Raw genomic sequence first — 22,326 nt, forward strand, 5'->3', positions numbered from 1 at the left:
GAGGCGGTGGACTGTGGGTTGTGAGTTTCTTGTCCTTTGTTAAAGAATATTAGAAAATGTGGAAGAAATGGGTGGTTTGGGGATTTTGTTATAACTTTGCATTTGACAAAGATTGACATCTTCGACATTGTTGCATTTGACAAAGATTGACATCTTCGACATTGTTGCATTTGACAACATTCGACGACCTCGACATTGTTGCATTTGACATCAATCTACAACTATTTATAATTTGCAAAAAACATTGATTGACTTTATGGGAACGATACGGAGAATATTATTTACAGTTTTGTTGTGTCTTGCTGCAGCAGAAGGCTTTGCGCAGTACGACTATCTGCATGCCAACCGCAAGGTGATACCAGGGGGCTATGACTTCTGGGTTTATACGCCCGAAGACTATTTCTACACACAGGAACAGACGCCATGCATCATCTTCCTCCACGGCGCGTCGCTATGCAGCAGCAACCTCAACCGCTCGCGTCGCTACGGTCCGCTCGACGCCATAGTTAGGGGACGGCAGATACCTGCCCTTGTCGTCGTGCCACAGAACCCCGGCGGGGCATGGAACCCGAAGAAGGTGAACGACGTGCTGGAGTGGACCAAAGAACACTACAAGATGGACTCCACACGCGTATATGTAATAGGTATGAGTCTGGGCGGATATGGCACGATGGACTTCGCTGGCACCTATCCCGAGAAGGTGGCGGCGGCGATGGCACTCTGCGGAGGATGTTCGCTCAAAGACCAGACCGGACTGGGCCAACTGCCACTATGGATAATACACGGTACGGCCGACAGGGCAGTGTCGGTGAGACAGTCGCAGACCGTGGTGGAAGGACTGAAGGTGAAAGGACTCGACACGAGGCTGAGGTACGACTGGTGGAAAGGGGCGTCGCACGGCGCACTGGCACGTGTGCTGTATATGACAAAGACCTACGAATGGCTCTTTTCACACTCCACACGCGACCCCGAACGCAACGTGAACACCGTGATCGACATACAGCAAGGCGACCTGAAAAACGCCTATGGCGACATGATACGCGACTATGCCGACCCCGAGGTTATCGACGACTAATAGACATCATTTAAAGAAGTCTCAAAGATGACTGATAGACAACCTCGAAAGAAGATTTAAAGCCTACTGAGATACTCTGCCGCCATCTCGGCACAACGCTCTCCATCGACCCCCGCCGACACTATTCCGCCGGCATATCCAGCACCCTCGCCGCAAGGGAAAAGTCCCTCTACGCCGACGTGCATAAGCGTCTCATTGTCACGCACTATGCGTACAGGAGATGAAGTTCTTGTTTCAACGGCAATGACCACCGCCTCGTTGGTGAGGAAGCCATGGCTCTTACGTCCGAAATCCTTGAAGCCCTCGCGAAGACGCTTGCCCACATGCGACGGAAGCCAGAAGTGGAGCGGCGAGGAGATCAGTCCAGGCGAGTAAGACGAGCGGGGGAGGTCGTAGCTGAGTTTGCCGTTGACGAAATCCACCATGCGCTGTGCTGGTGCCGTCTGCTTCATGTTGCCCTGTTGCCAGCAGTCGCGTTCCACCTGCTGCTGCCATTGCATCATCCTCAGCGGACTGTCGCCCTCAACATCTTCTGGACGCAGTTCGACCACCATACCACTGTTTGACCACTGTCCGCCACGGTTGCTTGGACTCATGCCGTTGACCACAATCTGCTGCTTGTCGGTGGCGGCAGGTATGATAAAACCACCCGGACACATGCAGAACGAATATACGCCACGGCCATCTACCTGGGTGACGAACGAATACTCGGCAGCAGGCAGGTAACGTCCCCTACCCTCACGGTTGTGATACTGTATCTGGTCGATGAGTCGCGAGGGGTGTTCGAGACGCGCTCCGACGGCTATTCCCTTTGCCTCGATCTCAATCTTCGCATCATAAAGATACGTATATACGTCGCGAGCCGAATGGCCAGTGGCCAGTATCACCGGTCCGCGATACTGCCTTTCCTGACCTGTGGCAAGGCTCACGGCCTCGATGCCCACGACGGCACCGGCGTTGACGATGAGACGCGTCATCTTCGTCTCGTGATGCACCTCGCCGCCGGCGTTGATGATAGTGTTGCGCATGGCCTCGATGACGCGTGGCAGCTTGTCGGTGCCAATATGCGGATGGGCGTCGCAAAGAATGTCTAACGACGCTCCGTGCTGACAGAATACATTCAGAATTTTCTCAACATTTCCCCTCTTCTTGCTGCGGGTGTAGAGCTTGCCGTCAGAGTATGCGCCGGCACCACCCTCGCCAAAGCAGTAGTTGCTCTCAGGGTCCACTTTCTGCCTCTTCGATATCTGCGCCAGGTCGAGCTTGCGTTGGCGCACGTCCTTGCCCCGCTCCACGACGACAGGACGCTTGCCCAGCTCTATGAGACGCAGGGCGGCGAAAAGACCGGCTGGCCCCTCGCCCACCACCACCACCTGTTGTGCTTCTGACACGTCAGGATAATCTACACGGCTGAAGCCCTCGTCGGCAGGCGTCTCGTTGACATACACACGCAGCGAGAGATTGACGAACACCTGTCTGTGGCGTGCGTCGATGCTCCGTTTCACTACCCTGATGTCGCGTATGGTGCGACTGTCGATGCCCTTCTCCCGGGCGACATATTCCCTTATCGTGGCTGTGGATGCTGCTATCTGCGGCAGCACCCTGATTTGCATTTCTTGTATCATAATGGTGCAAAGGTAGTGATGAAAAGTTTAAATGTGCAAAAAAATACAGTTAAAAGAATTAAAATTGACGGTTATTGCAGCGAAATATTTGGCTATTACGTCAAAAGACATTATCTTTGCATTCGTTTACATTAAATAATGTATGTCCCCTGTCTTTTTGAAAGAAAGAAGATGCGGACAGAAGAGCCGAAAATAAACACTTTTAATGACAGAAATGAATACACAACCAAAGATAATTGCAGGACCATGCGTCATCGAGTCAGCCGAACTGCTCGACACCGTGGCGCGAACGCTGGTGGATATCAACAGCCGTCTGGGCGTTGACATCATCTTCAAGGCATCGTTCGACAAGGCCAACCGCACCTCCATACGCTCGTTTCGCGGACCCGGCATCGACAAGGGTCTTGAGATGCTCGCCGACATAAAGAGCCGCTACGGACTGAAGCTGCTGACCGACATACACGAGAGCTGGCAGGCAGAGCACACGGGACAGGTGGTGGACGTGATACAGATACCCGCCTTCCTCTGCCGACAGACCGACCTGCTGGTGGCAGCTGCCAAGACCGGACGCACGGTGAACGTGAAGAAGGCGCAGTTCCTCAGCGGCAACGACATGCGCTACCCCGTGGAGAAAGCACGCGAGAGCGGTGCCGCCGACGTGTGGCTCACCGAGCGAGGAAACATCTACGGATATAACAACCTCGTGGTTGACTTCCGCAACATTCCCGACATGAAGGAGATAACACCAACCGTGGTGATGGACTGCACCCACAGCGTGCAGCGCCCAGGCGGTGCCGACGGGAAGACAGGCGGCGACCGCCGCTTCGTGCCGATGATGGCCATGGCTGCCAAGGCCTTCGGTGCCAACGGCTACTTCTTTGAGGTGCATCCCGACCCCGACAAGGGTCTCAGCGACGCCGCCAACATGCTGCGCCTCGACGACCTTGAGGACTTGGTGAGAAAACTGATAACCGACTAACACCTTAAGATACGTATGCAAACACGTGAATATGCCATTCAATGCCTCAAAGACGAGGCACAGGCCATACTCGACCTTATACCGTACATAGACAAGGAGTTTGACGACGCCGTGGAACTCATCTTCAGATGCCACGGCAAGGTGATAGTCACCGGAGTGGGCAAAAGCGGACACATTGGCGCAAAGATAGCCGCCACACTGTCGAGCACAGGCACACCGTCGTTCTTCATCAACCCCCTCGACGTGTTTCATGGCGACCTCGGCGTGATGACCAAAGACGACGTCGTGCTCGCCATCTCCAACTCCGGACAGACCGACGAGCTGCTGCGCTTCATACCCATGGTGCTCCACATGGAGATACCCATCATAGGCATGAGCGGCAACCCACAGTCGCTGCTCGCCAAATACTCCTCATGCCACCTCAACGTGAGCGTGAAGAAAGAGGCATGTCCGCTCAACCTCGCGCCCACAAGCAGCACCACGGCAACACTCGCCATGGGCGACGCCCTCGCCGTGGCACTGATGGAGAAACGCAACTTCCGTCCGCAAGACTTCGCCCATTTCCACCCCGGCGGCGAACTTGGCAAGCGACTGCTCACCACGGCACAAGACGTGATGCGCTCTGACGACCTGCCCGTGATCACACCCGACATGCATCTCGGCGAGGCCATCATCCTCGTCAGCAAGGGAAAGCTCGGTCTCGGCATCGCCATGAACGCCGACGACACCATAGCCGGACTGATCACCGACGGCGACATACGACGCGCCATGGAGAAATGGAAGGTACAGTTCTTCAACAAGACCGTCTCTGACATCATGACCGTGACGCCAAAGACCGTGACACGACAGACAAAGATATCTGACATACAGAAGATGATGAACCGCTACAAGGTACACTCAGTGCTCGTCACCGACAAGGAACGGCATCTCCTCGGAGTGGTGGATCACTATTCTTGTATGATATAGTTGACAAGTTGACAAGTAAACGAGTTGAAAAGTTGACAAGTTGACAAATAAACATAACAACAAACAAAAATATATGATGTACGGCAAGACATTACGCAGAATACTGCTCTTTATTCTTTTCGCCATGCCACTGGCAGCGGCGGGAGTATATATGTTCAAAACACTGAACGCACGAAACGGACTGAACAGCAGTCAGATAAACTGCATAATGAAAGACTCAAGGGGATTCGTATGGTTTGGCACACCAGCAGGACTATACAGATACGACGGATATACGTTCAAGAGCTTCCAGTGTAACTCGCTCGACGGTTCGTCGCTACCCGACAGTTATATAGAAAATGTACAGGAAGCCATCGACGGCAACCTGTGGATAAAGACCGCCTCGGGACTTTGTATCTACAACCCCCAGACCGAGAGCTTCGGAAGGGAGATGTCGCAGATATGGGCAAAGATGGGCATAAAGGGAAAGCCCGACGTGGTGTTTATCGACTCGCAGAAAAACGTCTGGGCAAGCATCCCCGGACGTGGCGTGTTAGGCTACAACACCCAGACACAGCTCCTCTACGAGTTTGGCTATACCGAAGACGTGAAGGGAATACCGCAGGGCGAGATATGCTCCATCAGCGAATGCCGCGATGGAGCCCTCGTGGTATATACCGACGGACGCATCATCTGCTGTAACATCAACAACCAGCAGTCAACCGTATGGTCCACCAACGAGATTGCCGCCAAAGGACTCAGAAAGAGCAAGTCGCTCAAGGCCTTTGCCGACCAGGTAGATAACATCTGGCTCTACGGACAGGGCACGCTGATGGTGTATTACAAGAAAGCCAACGAATGGGACACCACCATCGGCGACGCCATAGGACTCACCGGCGACGGCATCGACCGCAGCGTCAACGGCATGGCGGGCGACAGGAAAGGCAACATCTGGATTGCCACCGACCGCTCGGGACTGCTGAAGATGAATGTCAACACCCACGAGGTGGAAGAGGTGAAGCCAAAGAGCGCCAACGCCGTGGCACACAACGAGGAAGAGCCTGCTGGCATACTCAGCGTGTATGTTGACGACACCGACCTGCTGTGGGTGGGCACGCAGAAAGCCGGCGTGGCATACTACGGCAACGACATCTATAAGTTTGAGACAAGCTTCTCTGGCGACATCACCGCCATGACACAAGACAAAGACGGGAAGACATGGTTCGGTACAAACAACAAAGGCGTGATAGGCTATGACGGACCCCTCGTAAGCCTCAAGGTCAGCGCACTCGCCACCACTCCCGACGGAAGTCTCTGGGTGGGCTCGCCGCAAAACGGACTCACACGCATCCTGGACGGCAACGCCTCGTTCTACTCTGCCGTAAGAGACAGCGGACGCACCATCATCGACGACCATATCAACGCCCTCTGCACCGACAAGACCGGTAGCCTCTGGATAGCCACCAACGGCGGTATGCAGGTATATAACCCGAAGATGAACACCTTCTCTACATATACCAAGGAGAACGGCAAACTATCGACAAACAACATCACCTCGCTACACTACGGACACAACAACAACCTCCTCGTAGGCACAAGCGAAGGACTCATGGTGCTCAACCTCTCGACCACCGAGCGCACCATACTCACCGGTAACTCCACCAACCTCAAGACCTTCACCAACGACTATATCACCACCGTGACGCAAGACACACGAGGACTCATCTGGGTGGGTACACGCGAGGGCGTCAACGTGCTCAACCTCGCCAACGACTCGCTGAACTACATCACTGAGAGCGAGGGACTCTGCAACAACTGCATCTGCGGTATCACCGAGGACAAAAACAAAAACATGTGGATCACCACCAGCAACGGCGCCTGCCGCGTGGTGGTGGACAGAGTGGGCAAAGAGGGAGCGTTCACCTATAGCCTCTACAACTACGACATCAGCGACGGTCTGCAGAGCAACGAGTTTAACATGGGCTCCATCCTCACAAAGAAAGACGGCAACGTGCTCCTCGGAGGACTCTATGGCGTGAACTGGATAAGACAGCGAGACAAGGAGAACACCAAGTCGCTGCCGAGGGTGATGCTCACACAGCTCTTCATAGGCGAGACAGAGATCATCACCGGACACGAGTATAACGGCACCGTGCCACTGCCGCAGGCCCTCAACGAGAGCAGCCAGCTCGAACTCACCGACGACCAGAACACGTTCACCATAAAGTTTGCAGGAGGAAACTACAACCAGAGCGAACGACTGCAGTTCACCTACTGGCTCGAAGGACGCGACGACGACTGGCGCAATGGCGACCCACTGACCCACGGAGTGACCTTCCGCAACCTCGAAAGCGGAAAATACACCCTCCACGTCAAGGCGGTGAGCGCCGACGGAGCCGTGAGCAAACAAGAACGCAAGCTCGACATCATCATCTCCAACCCGTGGTGGATGTCGTGGTGGATGATCATAGCCTACATCATCATAGTCATCTTCATCGTCTATATAGCAAGACTGATATACAACCAGATGAACTACCTCTGGAACAAGAAGAAGACCGTGCTCGCCGAACTGGCCAGGCAGCGCAGCGAGGTGAAGGCGGCAAGCGACGAACTGCGTCAGCCCATGGCACGCATGGCGTCGATCATAGGAACCATTGCCGAAAAAGCCGACAACGTCGAGACCAAGGAACAGGTCAACTCGCTACACTTCCAGATGCTGCAGATCATCACACGCATCTCAGAGATGCAGATGTATCTCGAAAATCCCGAGTCGAAGGCCATCGCCGTGGCTAACGACCGTCTGCAGCTCAACGACAAGGGCGAGGTAAACCTCCTGGCAAGCACCAGCGACGAGCTCACCGCCACCATCGCCAGTCCGCGTCGTACGGGTCTCGTCACACAGCAATACACCATCATCTTCGTTGACACCAACAACGAGTTCCTCGAGTTTATGAAACAGAAGCTCGGCGATATATATAATGTGTATATCTACAACAGCACACTCAAGGCCCTCGCCGACCTCGAAGTGCTGCATCCAAACATCGTCGTGGCAAAACAGAAGATGCCCGACATGACTGGTAGCGAACTCTGCAACAAGATAAAGTCAGAACCTACATACCACGACATCAACTTCGTGCTCATGACCGACGGAGTGCTCTCTGCAGCCGAGATGGCAGAGCGAAACATCACCGTCTCTGCCGACGACTACCTCTCGAAGCCATTCAACCTCCACGAGGCAGCCACACGCTTCAACCGCCTCCTCGGACTGGCTCCTACAGAGGGTATATGCAACGTCATCGAGGGCGAGGAGACACGCCGCCTCGAAGGCTACAGCTCAAGTATGACCACGGCCACCGTTGACTATAGCGACATCTCAGAAGAGGAGAACGACGCCGTACAGGAAGAGGCAAGGAAGGCTGAAGAGAAGAAACTGCAGGAAGAGGCCGAAAGACAGGAGGAGCAGCGCCGTCTGCAGGAGAACCTCGACCTCTACAACAGCGGCGAGACCATCAGCGACACCATCATGAACGAGAACATGGACCAGCAGCTGATAAGAAACATCGAACAGTATGTGCTGCAGAACATGAGCCGCGGACATATCAACCTCGAAGGCATGGCGGCTGCCATGGGTATGGGTCGTGTGCCTTTCTACAGGAAGGTGAGGTTGATCACATCGAAGACACCTGCCGAACTGGTACGCGAGATACGTCTCAGGCACGCCTGCACCCTGCTCGAACGCACCAACATCAACCTCAGCGAGCTGGCCATCAACGTGGGCTTTGTCACCGCCGAGAATTTCATCAATATCTTCAAGGAGAAATATGGCATGTCGCCTATCGAATACCGACTGTCACACAGAAAGTAAAAAATGATACGCAACATCGTAATATTGTGTTGCCTCCTCCTCGCCACAACCCATGCCCGTGGCGAGGAAAGAAGCGACTCTACCATACGCCACGTGCTCGAAAACAAAGGCGTGACATTCACTGCCGACAACTCAGTGGCCTTGCTCATGAACGGATACCAGAAGTTTGACGACATGTTTGAGGCCATACGCCAGGCACGCCACCACGTGCATCTCGAATATTTCAATTTCCGCAACGACTCCATCGCCTCCTGCCTCTTCGACATACTGAAACTAAAGGTGAAAGAGGGCGTGAAGGTGAGGGCGCTGTTTGACGGCTTTGGCAACGACTCCAACAACCGTCCGCTGAAGAAGAAACACCTCGTCGCCCTGCGCGAGGCGGGAGTGGAGATATACGAGTTCGACCCCATACGCTTCCCCTGGGTCAACCATGTCTTCACGCGCGACCACAGGAAGATTGTGGTCATCGACGGGGCCGTGGCGTTCACCGGGGGAATGAATGTGGCCGACTATTATCTTAATGGTACGGAACAGGTGGGCGAATGGCGCGACATGCATTGCCGCATCGAGGGCAGTGCCGTCGATGAGCTGCAGCGCATCTTCCTGCGTATATGGAAAAAGGTGACGAAGGAGGACATCGGCGGCAGCGAGTATTTCTCACAGAGGGCGACGATGGACAACCTGAAAAGCGACACCACCGCCACGGCAGGAAAGAAACTCATCGGCATCATCAACCGCGAACCGCATGTGTCGCCCGACATCATACGCTCCTTTTATCTCGGTGCCATCGATGCCGCCAAAGACTCAATAAAACTCGTCAACCCTTATCTCACACTCAACCGCAAACTGAAGAGGGCACTGAAAAATGCCGTCAAGCGTGGCGTGAAGGTGGAGATAATGATCTCGCAGCATAGCGACATACCGCTGACGCCCGACTGCGTCTTCTACAATGCCCACAAGCTGATGAAGAAAGGTGCCGACATCTGGGTCTATCAGCCGGGATTCCACCATACGAAGATTATCATGGTCGATGGGAAGTTCTGCACCGTAGGCAGCGCAAACCTCAACGCCCGCAGCCTACGCTGGGACTACGAGGAGAACGCCGTGATCCTCGACAGCCATACCACCGCCGAACTCGAACGTATGTTTGACGCCGACAAGAAGCGTAGCGTCTATCTCACCGAGGAGGTATGGGACGAGATGCGTAGTCCGTGGAAGAAGTTCGTGGGATGGTTTGCCCATCTGCTTGCACCGTTTTTGTAAATATCCCTTCACTCCCTTTACTCCCCCTAAAATCCATTTTCTTTTTTTATCAATAATGAAATAGCAAATAGGTTTCCTCTACACTTATTCCGTGACTATCAAACAGTTTGCGAAGGTATTTGCCCTGTGGCCTTTCCCAGATTGATGCGGTTAACACTGATTCAATATCAATGTCTTTTTCATTGATCATCTCGTGAGTCTGTCTTACCGAATCAGTCTTCAACCACGTCGCAGCCACATAGAAGGCGGTGTATTCACTCATCTCAACACGTTCATCATACACCTTGTCAAATATCTCTTCCGACTTGTCTATCTGGCCATTCAGCAACAGCGAGGACGCTAACATCTCCTTCACTTCCCTGTCGTCCTGACGTTTGTAGTAGAGTTCGTAGAGCAGCGGGATGACCTCTTCGAAATGTCCCGTTTCGAAGCCTTTTTTGGCTACGTCAAAGCAGAGGGCTTCGTTATCGGGTTGCAGTCCTTGTGCATTCATCAGCAGCTGGAAGGCTTCTTCATCATTTACGCCGTTAAGTGTGTAGGCAAGTTTTTTCATTGCCACAGCTGAATTAGGTCTATGTTTTAAGGCGAGTCTGAAACATTCTTCCGCTTGTTTTACCTGATGATTAAGTTTGAGGAGAAACACTCCCATAGCCATCTCGCCCTCAAAGGAGTGAGCCATTGGCCAGGTCACACGGGTGATTGCATCAAACCATTCTTTGTCGTCTTTATTAAAATACTTTGAGAAAAACAACAGGAACGACGGATAGAGGTCGCCAAACCACGGGGCTTTGACGAACAGGGGGTTGAGCATGAAGACACACTCGCTTTTCTCTTTGGGCGTGTCATAACGTTCTTTGTTGTATGAAAAAGGCGTGAAATAGCCGTTGGTCCATTTGAAGAGGTTGAAGAAGCGATAGAGCGACTGGATATAGTTGCGACGCACTATGCTGGCTGCGAGGTCTTCGTCGAGCGACGTGGTCGGGACGGTAGAAAGGGCTTCCAGTATGTGTGTCGGTATCTTGTTTGCCACCTGCGCAAAGGCGAACGCATAGGAGTAGTTGTCGCTGTCGCAAGTCATTGACTCCCTTGTAAATAGCTCTATGATGTTTTTTATCTCTGGCGTGGTGGCCACCTTCCTCACTTCCTTATGGTTGATGCTGAACGGCAGAAACCAGTTGCACATCTCGGAGAAGAACGGGTAGTCTTTCACCTGTGCGAAGTCTGAAAAGAACAGGTCTGCCCCTTTGTTGCGCATGTCGTTCATTCTATCAATCATGATGTGCATCTTCTCTTCTATCTTCTCCGTCTTGTCGTTGCCGAGGATGTCGTCCATAGGGTCTTCTTCCTTCTCCTCTATCTTGCCGTTCTTGTATTTGAATGGCATGTTTTTCATCATTTCCGGCATAATCTCCTCTCTGAGGGTACGCGAGTCTGCCTTGGCGTTCATAGAGTATATCACCTGCATCTGCATCTCCAACACCTCGTCGCGCAGCTCCTCGTGGTCCATCACGCTGTCGAAGATAGTCTGATATTCGGGGAAGATGAGTTGCATGTCTGTTCCCATGCTGAAGACGAAGCCCACGAGGGCACGCTCCTTCACCCTTACGTCTTCTGAGTAGAGGACGGTATGCGCGAGGATGTCAAATTTTCTTATGTCGAAAGTCCTTAATCCCGTCAGCGTCAGCGCCGTCACTATCACCTGTTGGTCAACGCTATCCACGGTAGGGGTGAGCAGCAGTTGTTTGATGCTTTCCACCTCTCTGTTCTTTAGTTGTCCCATGGTGGCGAGATGGTAGAACAGCCGTTGCAGATACTCCATGTGGTCGTCGTAGATGCGGTAGTATCTGTCGGTGTCGTCGTCGATGCCGAGCGAGGCGAGTGCCTCTTCGCTGACGTAGTTCTCGAGTTTGCGTCTCACCTCTTCCCATTCCCACGAGTCGCCTTTCTTGTTGGCTTTCTTCTTCATCTCGTTGAGGAACCCTGAGTCGGCTTCGTTCAAGTATAGTGTGACGCTATCCATGTAGAGGTCGAAGATGTGTCGTTTTATCTCATCCAAAAACTGCTGCAGCAACGGGTCTTTCGCGTCTTGTCTCCAGTATGTGACTATTCTGTTAAGGTCTTCCCGCAAGGTATTTATCTCTTCGGCAAGACACTTGTTGGGAAACTTTTCCGTGGTTAATTCAAGTAACCGCACTGCATTCTTCAGATTCCCTTGTTTTAGATAGTCTAATATATTAGACGCATTGAGAAGTTCAAAATCACACTTGGTCATAAGTATTCGTTACTGTTTTTTCTTCAACCACATCCTTGCTCTTTCGATATCTTTTTCACGAGGCTCGATATAGTGATGGTATTTGTAGTTACGGATAGAGTCGGCGGTGGCTTCCTTCACGTCGAAGAGTCGTGCCACGAGTTGGCTGTAGTGGGCCACACCGTATTTGTTGATGGAGTCGCAGGCAGCGTCGTATGCCTGTTCGAGGGCTTTCAGCTGTCGCTGTCGGGCGGTGTCGTTCTTCTCAAACTCCCTGGCGACGATCACTCCCATCTTCCAGTCGAGCTTGCGCGAGTCCATGATGGTCTTGTGGCGGCCGGCTAAGGCTTCGGTGGCTTGTGGCTCGGTGAGGAAGAGGGCGTCCATCTCGTTGTTCTGAAGCATGCGAAGGCGTATCCTCACGTCGTTTATCTGTACACGAAACACCTTCTCGTGGTCGAGCTTTGCGCTATCCACGGCATGGTCGCCGAGCATGTCGGTGACTGAATAGCGTGTCATCGCCATCATCTTGTCGGCGAGGTGCTTCAGCTCCTTGATACGCGAGTTGCGGTTGGTGATGAGCAGCCAGTAGCCGTCGGTGGCGGTGAGATAGTGCAGCTTCTTGCCCTTGTCTTTCATGCGCTCGGCCCTCACCAGGTCGCTGGCCGCCACCTCCACGCGGTCGAAGAGGATGGCCGTGTCGCAGTCGATATGCGACGAGAAGGCTTTCAGACGTATGTCGGCTCCGAGGGAGTCAAACAGGTTGTAGTGTCTCGCCACGAAAAAGGGAAGGCAGTCGAGGGTGGGTATCACCGCCACCTTCAGTGCCGCCGAATCCTCACGGGCAAGACGTTGGCGTTCGAGCCTCGTGATGCGCTTTGTCTCTTCGTACGACTGTCCGCATGCAGCCACTATTGCAGCGAAGAAAACAAGATAAATGAGCTTCTTCATATCTTTTTTGTCTATTTTGGGTGCAAAATTACGAATAAATTTCGTCATTACGAAAATATTTGGTACTTTTGTGCCATAATTTTCACTAAACAATGGCAAAAGACAAGATAGCATACGTCTGCAGCAACTGCGGACAGGAATCGGCAAAGTGGATTGGGAAATGTCCCAGCTGCGGCCAGTGGAACACTTTCAAGGAACTGCGCATCGCCTCTGACACCGCCGCGTCAAAGGCTCATCAGGCAGCTACGGCTTCTGCCAAGGCGGGCGAATTAGGAAGGGGAATGAGGAGCGAGCGCAACCGCACGCTGCTGCTGCGCGAGATAAGCTCGAAGGACGAACCGCGCATCGACCTTCACGACGACGAGCTCAACCGTGTGCTCGGCGGTGGTCTCGTGCCTGGCTCGATAGTGCTCCTCGGCGGCGAACCGGGCATAGGCAAGAGCACGCTGACGCTGCAGACCATCCTCAGGATGAACGACCGCCAGATACTGTATGTCAGCGGCGAGGAGAGTGCTCATCAGCTGAAGATGCGTGCCAACCGCATTCCACACGAGGAGAACGACAATGTTCATATCCTCTGTGAGACCGACCTTGCAAACATCTTTACACATATAAAAGAGGTGAAACCCGACATAGTGATCATCGACTCTATACAGACCATCGCCACCGACGACGTGGACACCAGTCCAGGCAGCGTCACCCAGGTGAGGGAGTGTGCCTCTGCCCTACTCCGCTTCGCCAAGACCAGCGGCGTGCCTGTGGTGCTCATCGGACATATCACCAAGGAGGGCACTCTGGCAGGACCGAAGATACTCGAACATATCGTCGATACGGTCATACAGTTTGAGGGCGACCAGCATTATATGTACCGCATACTGAGAAGCATAAAAAACCGCTTCGGCAGCACCTCCGAACTGGGCATCTACGAGATGCAACAGACTGGACTCCGTCAGGTGAGCAACCCTTCTGAACTGCTCCTCAACCAGGAGCACGAGGGGCTCAGCGGCATCGCCATCAGCTCTGCCATCGAGGGCGTGCGACCGTTCCTCGTAGAGACACAGGCACTCGTCTCCACCGCTGCCTACGGCACTCCACAGCGTCAGGCCACAGGCTTCGACCAGCGTCGCCTGAACATGCTCCTCGCCGTGCTTGAGAAGCGCGTGGGCTTTAAACTAATGCAGAAAGACGTCTTCCTGAATATTGCCGGCGGGCTGCGCGTCACCGACCTCGCCATGGACCTCAGCGTCATCGCCGCCGTCTTGTCGAGCAATGTGGATACTGCCATCGAACCGGGATGGTGCATGGCTGGCGAGGTGGGACTGAGCGGCGAGGTAAGACCCGTCAACCGCATCGAACAGCGTGTGCAGGAGGCTGAGAAACTCGGCTTTACCGACATGATAGTTCCGCGATATAACTACTCGTCGTTAGCCGACAAGAATCTCTCCATCAGACTTCATCCCGTGCGTAAGGTGGAGGAAGCGCTGAGGGCTTTGTTCGGATGATGTGTTAACTTAGTTAAAAAGTGTGCTCTCTTTGTGAAAATAATTGCGAAAGTGTTTGGCACATGAGAAAAATATCATTACTTTTGCAGCGACAATTCAGTATTGTCACACTTAAACATTATCATTATGAAAAAGAAAATTCAATTCAGTCTCGTCTATCGAGACATGTGGCAGTCTTCTGGAAAGTTCCAACCACGCAAAGACCAACTCGAACGCATCGCTCCTGCCATCATCGACATGGGATGTTTTGCCCGTGTGGAGACCAACGGAGGCGCTTTTGAACAGGTGAACCTCATGGCAGGTGAAAACCCTAACAATGCCGTAAGGGCTTTCTGCAAACCATTCAACGAGGTGGGAATAAAGACCCACATGCTCGACCGTGGACTCAACGCCTTACGCATGTATCCCGTGCCTGACGACGTCCGCCAACTGATGTATAAGGTGAAGCACGCTCAGGGTGTCGATATTCCACGTATCTTCTGCGGACTCAACGACGTGCGCAATATCATACCAAGCATCAAATGGGCCGCCGAGGCGGGAATGACACCGCAGGCCACGCTCTGCATAACCAACTCGCCAATACATACAGCCGAATACTATAGCGAGATAGCCGACCAGCTCATCGCTGCCGGTGCTCCCGAGATCTGTCTCAAGGACATGGCGGGAATAGGACAGCCGGCCATGCTCGGCAAGCTGACGGGTATGATTAAGTCGAAGCATCCTGACGTCATCATACAGTATCACGGACACTCTGGGCCGGGGCTTTCCATGGCTTCCATTCTTGAGGTGTGTAACAATGGTGCCGACATCATCGACACGGCCATCGAACCGCTCAGCTGGGGTAAGGTCCATCCAGACATCATCTCCGTTCAGAGCATGCTCAAGAACGAGGGCTTCGAGGTGGCTGACATAAACATGAACGCTTATATGCACGCCCGCTCGCTCACTCAGGAGTTTATTGACGACTGGCTCGGATATTTCATCAATCCGCAAAACAAACACATGTCGTCGCTTCTGTTGGGATGCGGTCTGCCAGGCGGCATGATGGGCTCAATGATGAGCGACCTCGGCGGTATTCACGCCATCATCAACAAACTGCGTAAGGCTAAGGGCATCGACGAACTGAGCATCGACGACATGCTCGTAAAACTCTTCGACGAGGTGGCATACGTCTGGCCACGAGTGGGTTATCCTCCTCTCGTCACACCGTTCTCGCAGTATGTGAAGAACATCGCACTCATGAACCTTCTCACCATCGAACAGGGCAAGGGTCGATTCGTGATGATGGACGACTCGATGTGGGGAATGATCCTCGGCAAGAGCGGAAAGGTGCCAGGTGCTATCGACCCAGAACTCGTCGCCTTGGCAGAGAAACAGGGACGCACATTCACCAACGACGACCCTCACACTCTCATTCCAAACGCACTCGACGACTTCAGAAAGGAGATGGCTGACAATGGATGGGAAGCAGGACCTGACGACGAGGAACTCTTCGAACTGGCAATGCACCCCGAACAGTACCGTAACTTCAAGAACGGACAGGCTAAGAAGAATCTCCTCGCCGACATACAGAAGGCTAAGGACGCCAAACTCGGAGCAACACTTTCTCCAGAGCAGATTGCTGCCTTCAAGCACGCCAAGGCCGACGCTATCGTGGCTCCCGTGGCCGGACAGGTGTATTTCCAGTTTGCTGGCGAGGGCGTCAACAAGTGTCTCGAACCGTTCGTCGGACAGAAATATGCCGAAGGCGACACGTTCTGTTATATCCAGGCTAACTGGGGCGAGATTGTCGAAATACCTTCTGCCCTCGGCGGTAAACTTGTTGACGTGGCTGTAAAACAGGGCGGAAAAGTGCGCCGCGGCGATACCTTGGCTTGGATAGAAAGAGAGGTAAAAGAATAAGATAATGACTCTATCGAAAGAATGATTTATAAAGACATCATCGACAAGTATTATCCTCAGAACGACGAACTTAAGCAGCTGCTGTTAAAGCATAGCTCAGACGTCGCTGAGAAAGCTATCGACATAGTGCGTCGGCATCCTGAACTGGGGGCCGACGCACAGTTCGTTCACGAGGCTGCCATGCTTCACGACATTGGCATCTGCCGTACCGACGCACCTTCCATACACTGCCATGGCACCGACCCTTACATCCTTCATGGCATCAACGGGGGAAGGATGTTGCGCAACGAGGGATTGCCTGAGTTGGCACGGGTGTGCGAACGACATACGGGGACGGGCATCACACGACAACAGATCATCGACCGCAACCTGCCTCTGCCTCCCGGCGACTATTGTCCCGAGACCATCGAGGAACAGATAGTGTGCTATGCCGACAAGTTCTTCTCCAAGTCGCATCCCGAAAGGCGACGCACCGTAGAACAAACCGCCAAAAGCCTCGAAAAGTTTGGACCATCCACCGTAGCCCGTTTCATGCAGTGGGCGGAGATGTTTGAGTGAGTTGTTAATTTATTGTAAAATAAATAAAGGGATAACGATATTAGCATTTTTTGCAGTAATTTTGCAGCGTGAGAAAAAAGACATTGACATTCATCTTGCTCTTTGCCTTCGTATTCATTTGGGCTTCAATGCCTAAACATTACACTAAAGGCAAAAAGGCAAACGACATAGACAGCATCGGACTCAAGACCGACTCTGTACCTCGAGACACATTCGTAGGCAATAGGTTAAACACTACTGTTGACAGCGCCTTGACTGCGGGTCCTGACACTACACTGATGGACTCGCTCGAGTTGGCTATTTATCATCATAATAAGGCTATCGACGACTCGTTGGCCCTCGACAGCATCAACAGAAAACGTAAGAACGGCATCGACTCGCCCGTGGAATATGAAGCCGAGGACTCGCTCACATACGAAGGGGCAACGGGCTTGGCTCACCTCTACGGTAACTCGAGCGTGAAGTATCAGGACATGGACCTCAAGAGCGACAAGATATACATGAATCTCGACAGCAGCCTCGTGCATGCCACTGGCTCTAAGGACACTACTGGCAATGTCTTCGGTACACCGGTATTCGTCATGGGTAGCGACACCTACGAGAGCGACACCATGGCTTTTAACTTCAAGACAAAAAAGGGTCTCATCTCGGGCGTATATACTCAACAGGACGAGGGTTTCCTCACCAGCGAGATATCTAAACGTAACGACAAGGGTGAGATGTTTATCAAACACGGTAAATACACCACCTGCGACCATCCGCATCCCGACTTTTATCTTGCTCTCTCGCGAGGAAAAGTGCGACCAGGTAAAGACGCCGTCTTCGGACCTGCTTATCTCGTCGTGGCCGACGTGCCTCTGCCCTTCGCCGTACCATACGGCTTCTTCCCTTTCACCAAGAGCTACTCCAGCGGACTCATCATGCCTACCTATGGCGACGAGACCGAACGCGGATTCTATCTTCGCGACGGCGGTTATTACTTCGCCATCAGCGACAAGATGGACCTCAAAGTGCTCGGCGAGATCTATACCAAGGGCTCGTGGGGATTGTCGGCGGCGTCTAACTACCGCAAACGTTATAGATATAGCGGCAGCTTCTTCGCAAGCTATCAGAATACTATCAATGGCGAGAAAAACATGCCCGACTACATGAAGCAGACGAGCTTCAAGATTCAGTGGAGCCACAGACAGGATGCCAAGGCTAACCCCTTCCGCACCATCTCGGCCAGCGTCAACTTCGCCACCAGCAGTTACGAGAAAAACAACCTCACATCGATGTACAACCCGCAGAGCTATGCTCAGACCACTCGTACATCGTCTGTCTCGATGACAAACACCTTCTCGAGCATCGGTCTCACTCTTTCATCTACAATGAACCTCAGTCAGAACATGAAAGACTCTACCATCTCGATGACTCTCCCTGACCTTAACATCTCTGTCAGCCGCTTCTATCCCTTCAAAAGAAAAAAGGCGGCTGGAAAGGAAAAGTGGTACGAGAAGATCTCTATGTCTTACACCGGACAACTATCTAACTCTATTAATACTAAGGAAGATAAGCTGCTTCACTCAAGTCTTACAAGAGACTGGCGAAACGGTATGCGACACTCTATACCCATCAGCGGAAACTTCACGCTCTTCGGCTATCTGAACATCAATCCGTCGCTTAACTTCACCGACCGTATGTACACCAACAAGGTGAAGAAGTCGTGGGATGAGGTACGACAGACGGAGGTCAACGACACCATCGACGGCTTCTACAATATCTACGACTGGACGATGAGCGTCAGCGCTTCAACAAAGCTCTACGGATTCTTCATCCCATCAAAGAAAATCTTTGGCGACAAGATACAGGCCATAAGACATGTCTTCACTCCACAGGTGTCTTTTAACTATGCTCCTGACTTCAGCTCGTCACGCTATGGCTACTACGACTCTTACCAGCGTACCGATGCTGAGGGCAACGTGACACTCGTCGAATACTCTCCTTACTCCGGCGGACTATACGGCGTGCCGGGAAAGGGTAAGACGGGTAGCATCTCGATGGATATCTCTAACAACATCGAGATGAAGATAAAGTCTGATGCCGACACTACGGGATTCAAGAAAATCAGCATCATCGACGAACTCGGAGCGTCGATGTCTTATAACATGGCTACCGACATTCGCCCATGGTCTGACCTCAGCACACGTCTCCGTCTGAAACTCACCAAGAGCTATACGCTCAACCTCAACGCGGTGTTCGCCACCTACGCCTACGAACTCGACGAGAAAGGCAATCCACGCCTCTCAGAACATACCACGCTCTATAGCCAGGGTAAGTTCGGACGATTCCAGGGCATCTCGCAAAACCTTTCTTACACGCTCGACAATACTAAGGTCGGCAATTTCATTAAGTGGCTCAAAGGCGAGAAGGTGGAGAAAAACGACAAAAACAAGAGGAACCGTGACGATCTCGACGACGAGGACGAAGAGGATGACTTCAACCGTGAGACTAACGAGGACGACACCATGCAGAAAGGACAACACGGAGCACGAAAGGAAAACGCTGGCAAGGCTGAGACCGACGACGACGGATACATGAAGTTCTCTATGCCATGGTCGCTCAGCTTCGGTTATGGTATCACCATGCGCGAGAATACTTCAGGCGACTTCGACTACGACAAGATGCGCTATCCTTACAGCTTCTCGCAGACACTCAACGTGAGCGGCAACGTGCGAATAAGCGACGGATGGAACATCAGCTTCTCTTCAGGATATGACTTCGAGAATCATAAGATATCGATGACCACAGCGTCGCTCGGACGCGACCTCCACTGCTTCAATATGTCGTGCTCGGTGGTGCTCGCGCCTTACACAAGCTACAACTTCTCCTTCCGTTGCAATGCTGCCACCCTCACCGATGCTCTTAAATACGACAAGCGTAGCAGCTATAGCAATGCCGTGCAGTGGTATTGATGCCGTCAATAGGTATCGATAAAGCGCTGCAACATCGATAAAGTGTTGCGGTACTGATAAAGTGCTGCAACATCGATAAAGTGCTGCGGTACTTGTGCTGTGCGGTTGCATTGATGACGGTAAGGTGTGGTATATTCCCTAACATCCAAATTGATTATTGATATGGCTGAACTACCTCCTCTTGTAAAAGACCTCGCACTGATCCTTGTTGTCGCAGGCATAGTAACACTATTGTTCAAAAAACTTAAACAGCCTCTCGTATTGGGATATATAGTGGCTGGTTTCGTTGTCAGTCCTCACATGCCTTACACCATGTCGGTGATGGATAAGGCTGACGTACAGACATGGGCCGACATCGGAGTTATCTTCCTACTCTTCTCTCTCGGACTCGACTTCTCCTTCAAAAAGATTCTGAAGATGGGAGCGGCACCAGTCATCGCTGCCATGACCATCATCTTCTGTATGATGCTGCTCGGATTCACCGTCGGACAGTCTTTCGGGTGGAGCGAGATGAACTGTATCTTCCTCGCTGGTATGCTTGCCATGTCGTCAACGACTATCATCTATAAGGCTTTCGACGATATGGGACTGAGACAACAGCAGTTTGCGGGACTTGTCATGAGCGTGCTCATCCTTGAGGACATACTTGCCATCGTGATGATGGTAATGCTATCGTCGGTGGCGCAAGGCAGCAACCCCGACGGCGGCGAGATGCTGGGCAGCGTCATGCGCATCGCTTTCTTCCTTATCTTGTGGTTTGTTGTGGGCATCTCTCTCATCCCTATCTTCTTACGACGCATGAGGAGCATCATCAACGAGGAGACACTCCTCGTGGTGTCGCTCGGACTGTGTTGCTTCATGGCGGTGGTGTCAACACAGGTCGGCTTCAGCAGTGCCTTCGGAGCGTTTGTCATGGGTAGCATACTTGCCGAGACCATCGAGGCGGAGAAGATCATACGTGTCGTCGAACCCGTAAAGAACCTCTTCGGTGCCATATTCTTCGTCTCTGTAGGCATGCTCGTCGATCCTGACATACTCATTGGCTATGCCATGCCTATCGCCGTTGTCGTCGTCACCATACTCGCCGGACAGGCACTCTTCGGTTCTCTCGGCTATCTGCTCAGCGGACAGACCCTGAAGACGGCAATGAAATGTGGCTTCTCCATGGCGCAGATTGGTGAGTTCGCCTTTATCATCGCTTCGTTAGGACTGTCACTTGGCGTCATCGCCGACTTTCTCTATCCTGTCGTCGTCACCGTCTCGGTCATCACCACATTCCTTACACCTTATATGATTCGTGCCGCCGAACCGTGCTATGCGCTTCTTGAGCGTCGGTTGCCTAAGCGTGCCATTCGTTTCTTCAACAATATCACCCTCGGACTCCCTTCAGGCAAGGGCTCGAGCAACTACTGGCGCTCCCTTCTCCTTCAGATGACTCTCAATACGGTCATCTATTCCATCCTTTCCGTCACCGTCACAGCGCTGATGCTGATGTTCTTCCTCCCCATCGTGCGTCATCTCTTACCAGCATGGCCAGTAGCGGCCAACCTCATCTGTGGCTCCCTCACCATTATCGCCATGTCGCCTTTCCTTAGGGCGATGGTGGTAAAGAAGAATCATAGCGAGGAGTTCAAGGCTCTCTGGGCTGAGAGCCGTCTCAATCATCTGCCTTTGTTGTTCACCATTCTCGTTAGGGTGGTCATAGCTTGTTCATTCATATTTTATATTGTTAACTATCTTGGTCATTTTGCCCACGCACTGGTCATTGCCATCGCTGTGGCTGTGATTGTGTTGTTTGTGTTGTCACGGTGGTTGAAGCATAGCTCCATACGTCTCGAGCGTATGTTTCTGCAGAACCTTCGTTCACGCGACATTGAGGCGCAGCTACGCGGACGCAAGCGTCCTCTCTATGCTGGCCATCTGCTTGATCGTAACATTCACATCAGTATCATCGACGTTCCCACTGATTCCAGTTGGGCTGGTCATAGCCTCAAGCAGCTCGAGCTACGCCAGCGTTTTGGTGTACACGTGTGTAGCATCATCCGTGCCAATCATTACATCAACATCCCCGATGCTGACGAGCAGATCTTCCCCGCCGACCGTCTGCAGGTGATTGGTGACGACAGTCAGCTATCGAAACTTGCCGAGGCAATGCGTTCGTCGGTTGTTGCCGACGAGTATGCCGAGCGTCGAGAGATGAAGCTCCGTCAGTTAGTCATCAACGGCAGCTCTCCACTACTCAACGTCCGCCTAAAAGACAGTGGCATCGGCGACCATTATCATTGCATGGTAGTGGGATTGGAAGAAGGCAAAGAACGCCTCTCCCCCATCCCTCCCTCAAGGAAATTCCAAAAGGGCGACGTAGTATGGATCGTAGGCGAAGAAGAAAACCTACAACAACTAACCACCTAACCACGCCCCACATAACCAATAATAAAACATAGTATTCCCCAAAA

13 protein-coding genes are annotated in these 22,326 nt (G+C 52.5%); 10 read left to right on the forward strand and 3 right to left on the reverse strand.

Annotated features, from left to right (window positions below; all coding sequences use genetic code 11):
• The first annotated feature begins 256 nt into the window (after positions 1–256).
• Complete coding sequence (locus tag CIK99_RS02035; protein ID WP_094379262.1) at positions 257–1,075, forward strand: alpha/beta hydrolase-fold protein; 819 nt, start codon at positions 257–259, stop codon at positions 1,073–1,075.
• Positions 1,076–1,131: 56 nt separating this feature from the next.
• On the opposite strand, the gene CIK99_RS02040 is transcribed toward CIK99_RS02035, so the two are convergent.
• The gene (locus CIK99_RS02040; protein ID WP_094379264.1) at positions 1,132–2,700 is read right to left on the reverse strand and encodes an NAD(P)/FAD-dependent oxidoreductase; all 1,569 of its coding nucleotides are present in this window, start codon (positions 2,698–2,700) and stop codon (positions 1,132–1,134) included.
• A 214-nt stretch (positions 2,701–2,914) separates the two neighbouring features.
• Here CIK99_RS02040 and kdsA point away from each other — a divergent pair, with 214 nt between their 5' ends.
• From kdsA to CIK99_RS02060, 4 genes are all read left to right on the forward strand, one after another.
• Positions 2,915–3,679 carry a 3-deoxy-8-phosphooctulonate synthase gene (gene kdsA, locus CIK99_RS02045; RefSeq protein WP_094379285.1) on the forward strand — a complete coding sequence of 255 codons (765 nt, stop codon included), beginning with the start codon at positions 2,915–2,917 and terminating at the stop codon, positions 3,677–3,679.
• Between the two features lie 15 nt (positions 3,680–3,694).
• Complete coding sequence (locus CIK99_RS02050) at positions 3,695–4,645, forward strand: SIS domain-containing protein (protein ID WP_094379266.1); 951 nt, start codon at positions 3,695–3,697, stop codon at positions 4,643–4,645.
• 73 nt (positions 4,646–4,718) lie between these two features.
• Positions 4,719–8,489, forward strand: a complete 3,771-nt coding sequence (locus CIK99_RS02055) for a two-component regulator propeller domain-containing protein (RefSeq protein ID WP_144007870.1) — start codon at positions 4,719–4,721, stop codon at positions 8,487–8,489.
• A gap of 3 nt (positions 8,490–8,492) precedes the next feature.
• Complete coding sequence (locus CIK99_RS02060) at positions 8,493–9,752, forward strand: phosphatidylserine/phosphatidylglycerophosphate/cardiolipin synthase family protein (protein ID WP_094379270.1); 1,260 nt, start codon at positions 8,493–8,495, stop codon at positions 9,750–9,752.
• Positions 9,753–9,801: 49 nt separating this feature from the next.
• Here the strand turns inward: CIK99_RS02060 and CIK99_RS02065 are convergent, their stop codons facing one another.
• Both CIK99_RS02065 and CIK99_RS02070 read right to left on the reverse strand, forming a co-directional pair.
• Complete coding sequence (locus CIK99_RS02065; RefSeq protein WP_144007871.1) at positions 9,802–11,946, reverse strand: tetratricopeptide repeat protein; 2,145 nt, start codon at positions 11,944–11,946, stop codon at positions 9,802–9,804.
• An 87-nt stretch (positions 11,947–12,033) separates the two neighbouring features.
• Positions 12,034–12,954 (reverse strand): ABC transporter substrate-binding protein, encoded by a 921-nt coding sequence (locus tag CIK99_RS02070; RefSeq protein ID WP_094379273.1) that lies wholly within the window; start codon positions 12,952–12,954, stop codon positions 12,034–12,036.
• A 92-nt stretch (positions 12,955–13,046) separates the two neighbouring features.
• Between CIK99_RS02070 and radA the strand changes: the two genes are divergently transcribed.
• The 5 genes from radA (at position 13,047) to CIK99_RS02095 (ending at position 22,282) form a co-directional block, all read left to right on the forward strand.
• Positions 13,047–14,456 (forward strand): DNA repair protein RadA, encoded by a 1,410-nt coding sequence (radA, locus tag CIK99_RS02075; protein WP_094379275.1) that lies wholly within the window; start codon positions 13,047–13,049, stop codon positions 14,454–14,456.
• A 126-nt stretch (positions 14,457–14,582) separates the two neighbouring features.
• Positions 14,583–16,358, forward strand: a complete 1,776-nt coding sequence (locus CIK99_RS02080; protein ID WP_094379277.1) for an oxaloacetate decarboxylase — start codon at positions 14,583–14,585, stop codon at positions 16,356–16,358.
• A gap of 21 nt (positions 16,359–16,379) precedes the next feature.
• Positions 16,380–16,916, forward strand: coding sequence for an HDIG domain-containing metalloprotein (locus CIK99_RS02085; RefSeq protein WP_094379279.1), 537 nt, complete (start codon positions 16,380–16,382; stop codon positions 16,914–16,916).
• Between the two features lie 68 nt (positions 16,917–16,984).
• The gene (locus CIK99_RS02090) at positions 16,985–19,870 is read left to right on the forward strand and encodes a putative LPS assembly protein LptD (protein ID WP_094379281.1); all 2,886 of its coding nucleotides are present in this window, start codon (positions 16,985–16,987) and stop codon (positions 19,868–19,870) included.
• A 162-nt stretch (positions 19,871–20,032) separates the two neighbouring features.
• Complete coding sequence (locus tag CIK99_RS02095; RefSeq protein WP_094379283.1) at positions 20,033–22,282, forward strand: cation:proton antiporter; 2,250 nt, start codon at positions 20,033–20,035, stop codon at positions 22,280–22,282.
• Positions 22,283–22,326: the final 44 nt, after the last annotated feature.

It is taken from the genome of Prevotella sp. P5-92, from assembly GCF_002251245.1.
In the GTDB taxonomy this organism is placed as follows: Bacteria; Bacteroidota; Bacteroidia; order Bacteroidales; family Bacteroidaceae; genus Prevotella.

Coding starts and splice junctions, on each gene's coding strand:
- CIK99_RS02035 (WP_094379262.1), top strand. CDS start 257: ATGGGAACGATACGGAGAATATTATTTACAGTTTTGTTGTGTCTTGCT.
- CIK99_RS02040 (WP_094379264.1), bottom strand. CDS start 2,700: ATGATACAAGAAATGCAAATCAGGGTGCTGCCGCAGATAGCAGCATCC.
- kdsA (WP_094379285.1), top strand. CDS start 2,915: ATGAATACACAACCAAAGATAATTGCAGGACCATGCGTCATCGAGTCA.
- CIK99_RS02050 (WP_094379266.1), top strand. CDS start 3,695: ATGCAAACACGTGAATATGCCATTCAATGCCTCAAAGACGAGGCACAG.
- CIK99_RS02055 (WP_144007870.1), top strand. CDS start 4,719: ATGATGTACGGCAAGACATTACGCAGAATACTGCTCTTTATTCTTTTC.
- CIK99_RS02060 (WP_094379270.1), top strand. CDS start 8,493: ATGATACGCAACATCGTAATATTGTGTTGCCTCCTCCTCGCCACAACC.
- CIK99_RS02070 (WP_094379273.1), bottom strand. CDS start 12,954: ATGAAGAAGCTCATTTATCTTGTTTTCTTCGCTGCAATAGTGGCTGCA.
- radA (WP_094379275.1), top strand. CDS start 13,047: ATGGCAAAAGACAAGATAGCATACGTCTGCAGCAACTGCGGACAGGAA.
- CIK99_RS02080 (WP_094379277.1), top strand. CDS start 14,583: ATGAAAAAGAAAATTCAATTCAGTCTCGTCTATCGAGACATGTGGCAG.
- CIK99_RS02085 (WP_094379279.1), top strand. CDS start 16,380: ATGATTTATAAAGACATCATCGACAAGTATTATCCTCAGAACGACGAA.
- CIK99_RS02095 (WP_094379283.1), top strand. CDS start 20,033: ATGGCTGAACTACCTCCTCTTGTAAAAGACCTCGCACTGATCCTTGTT.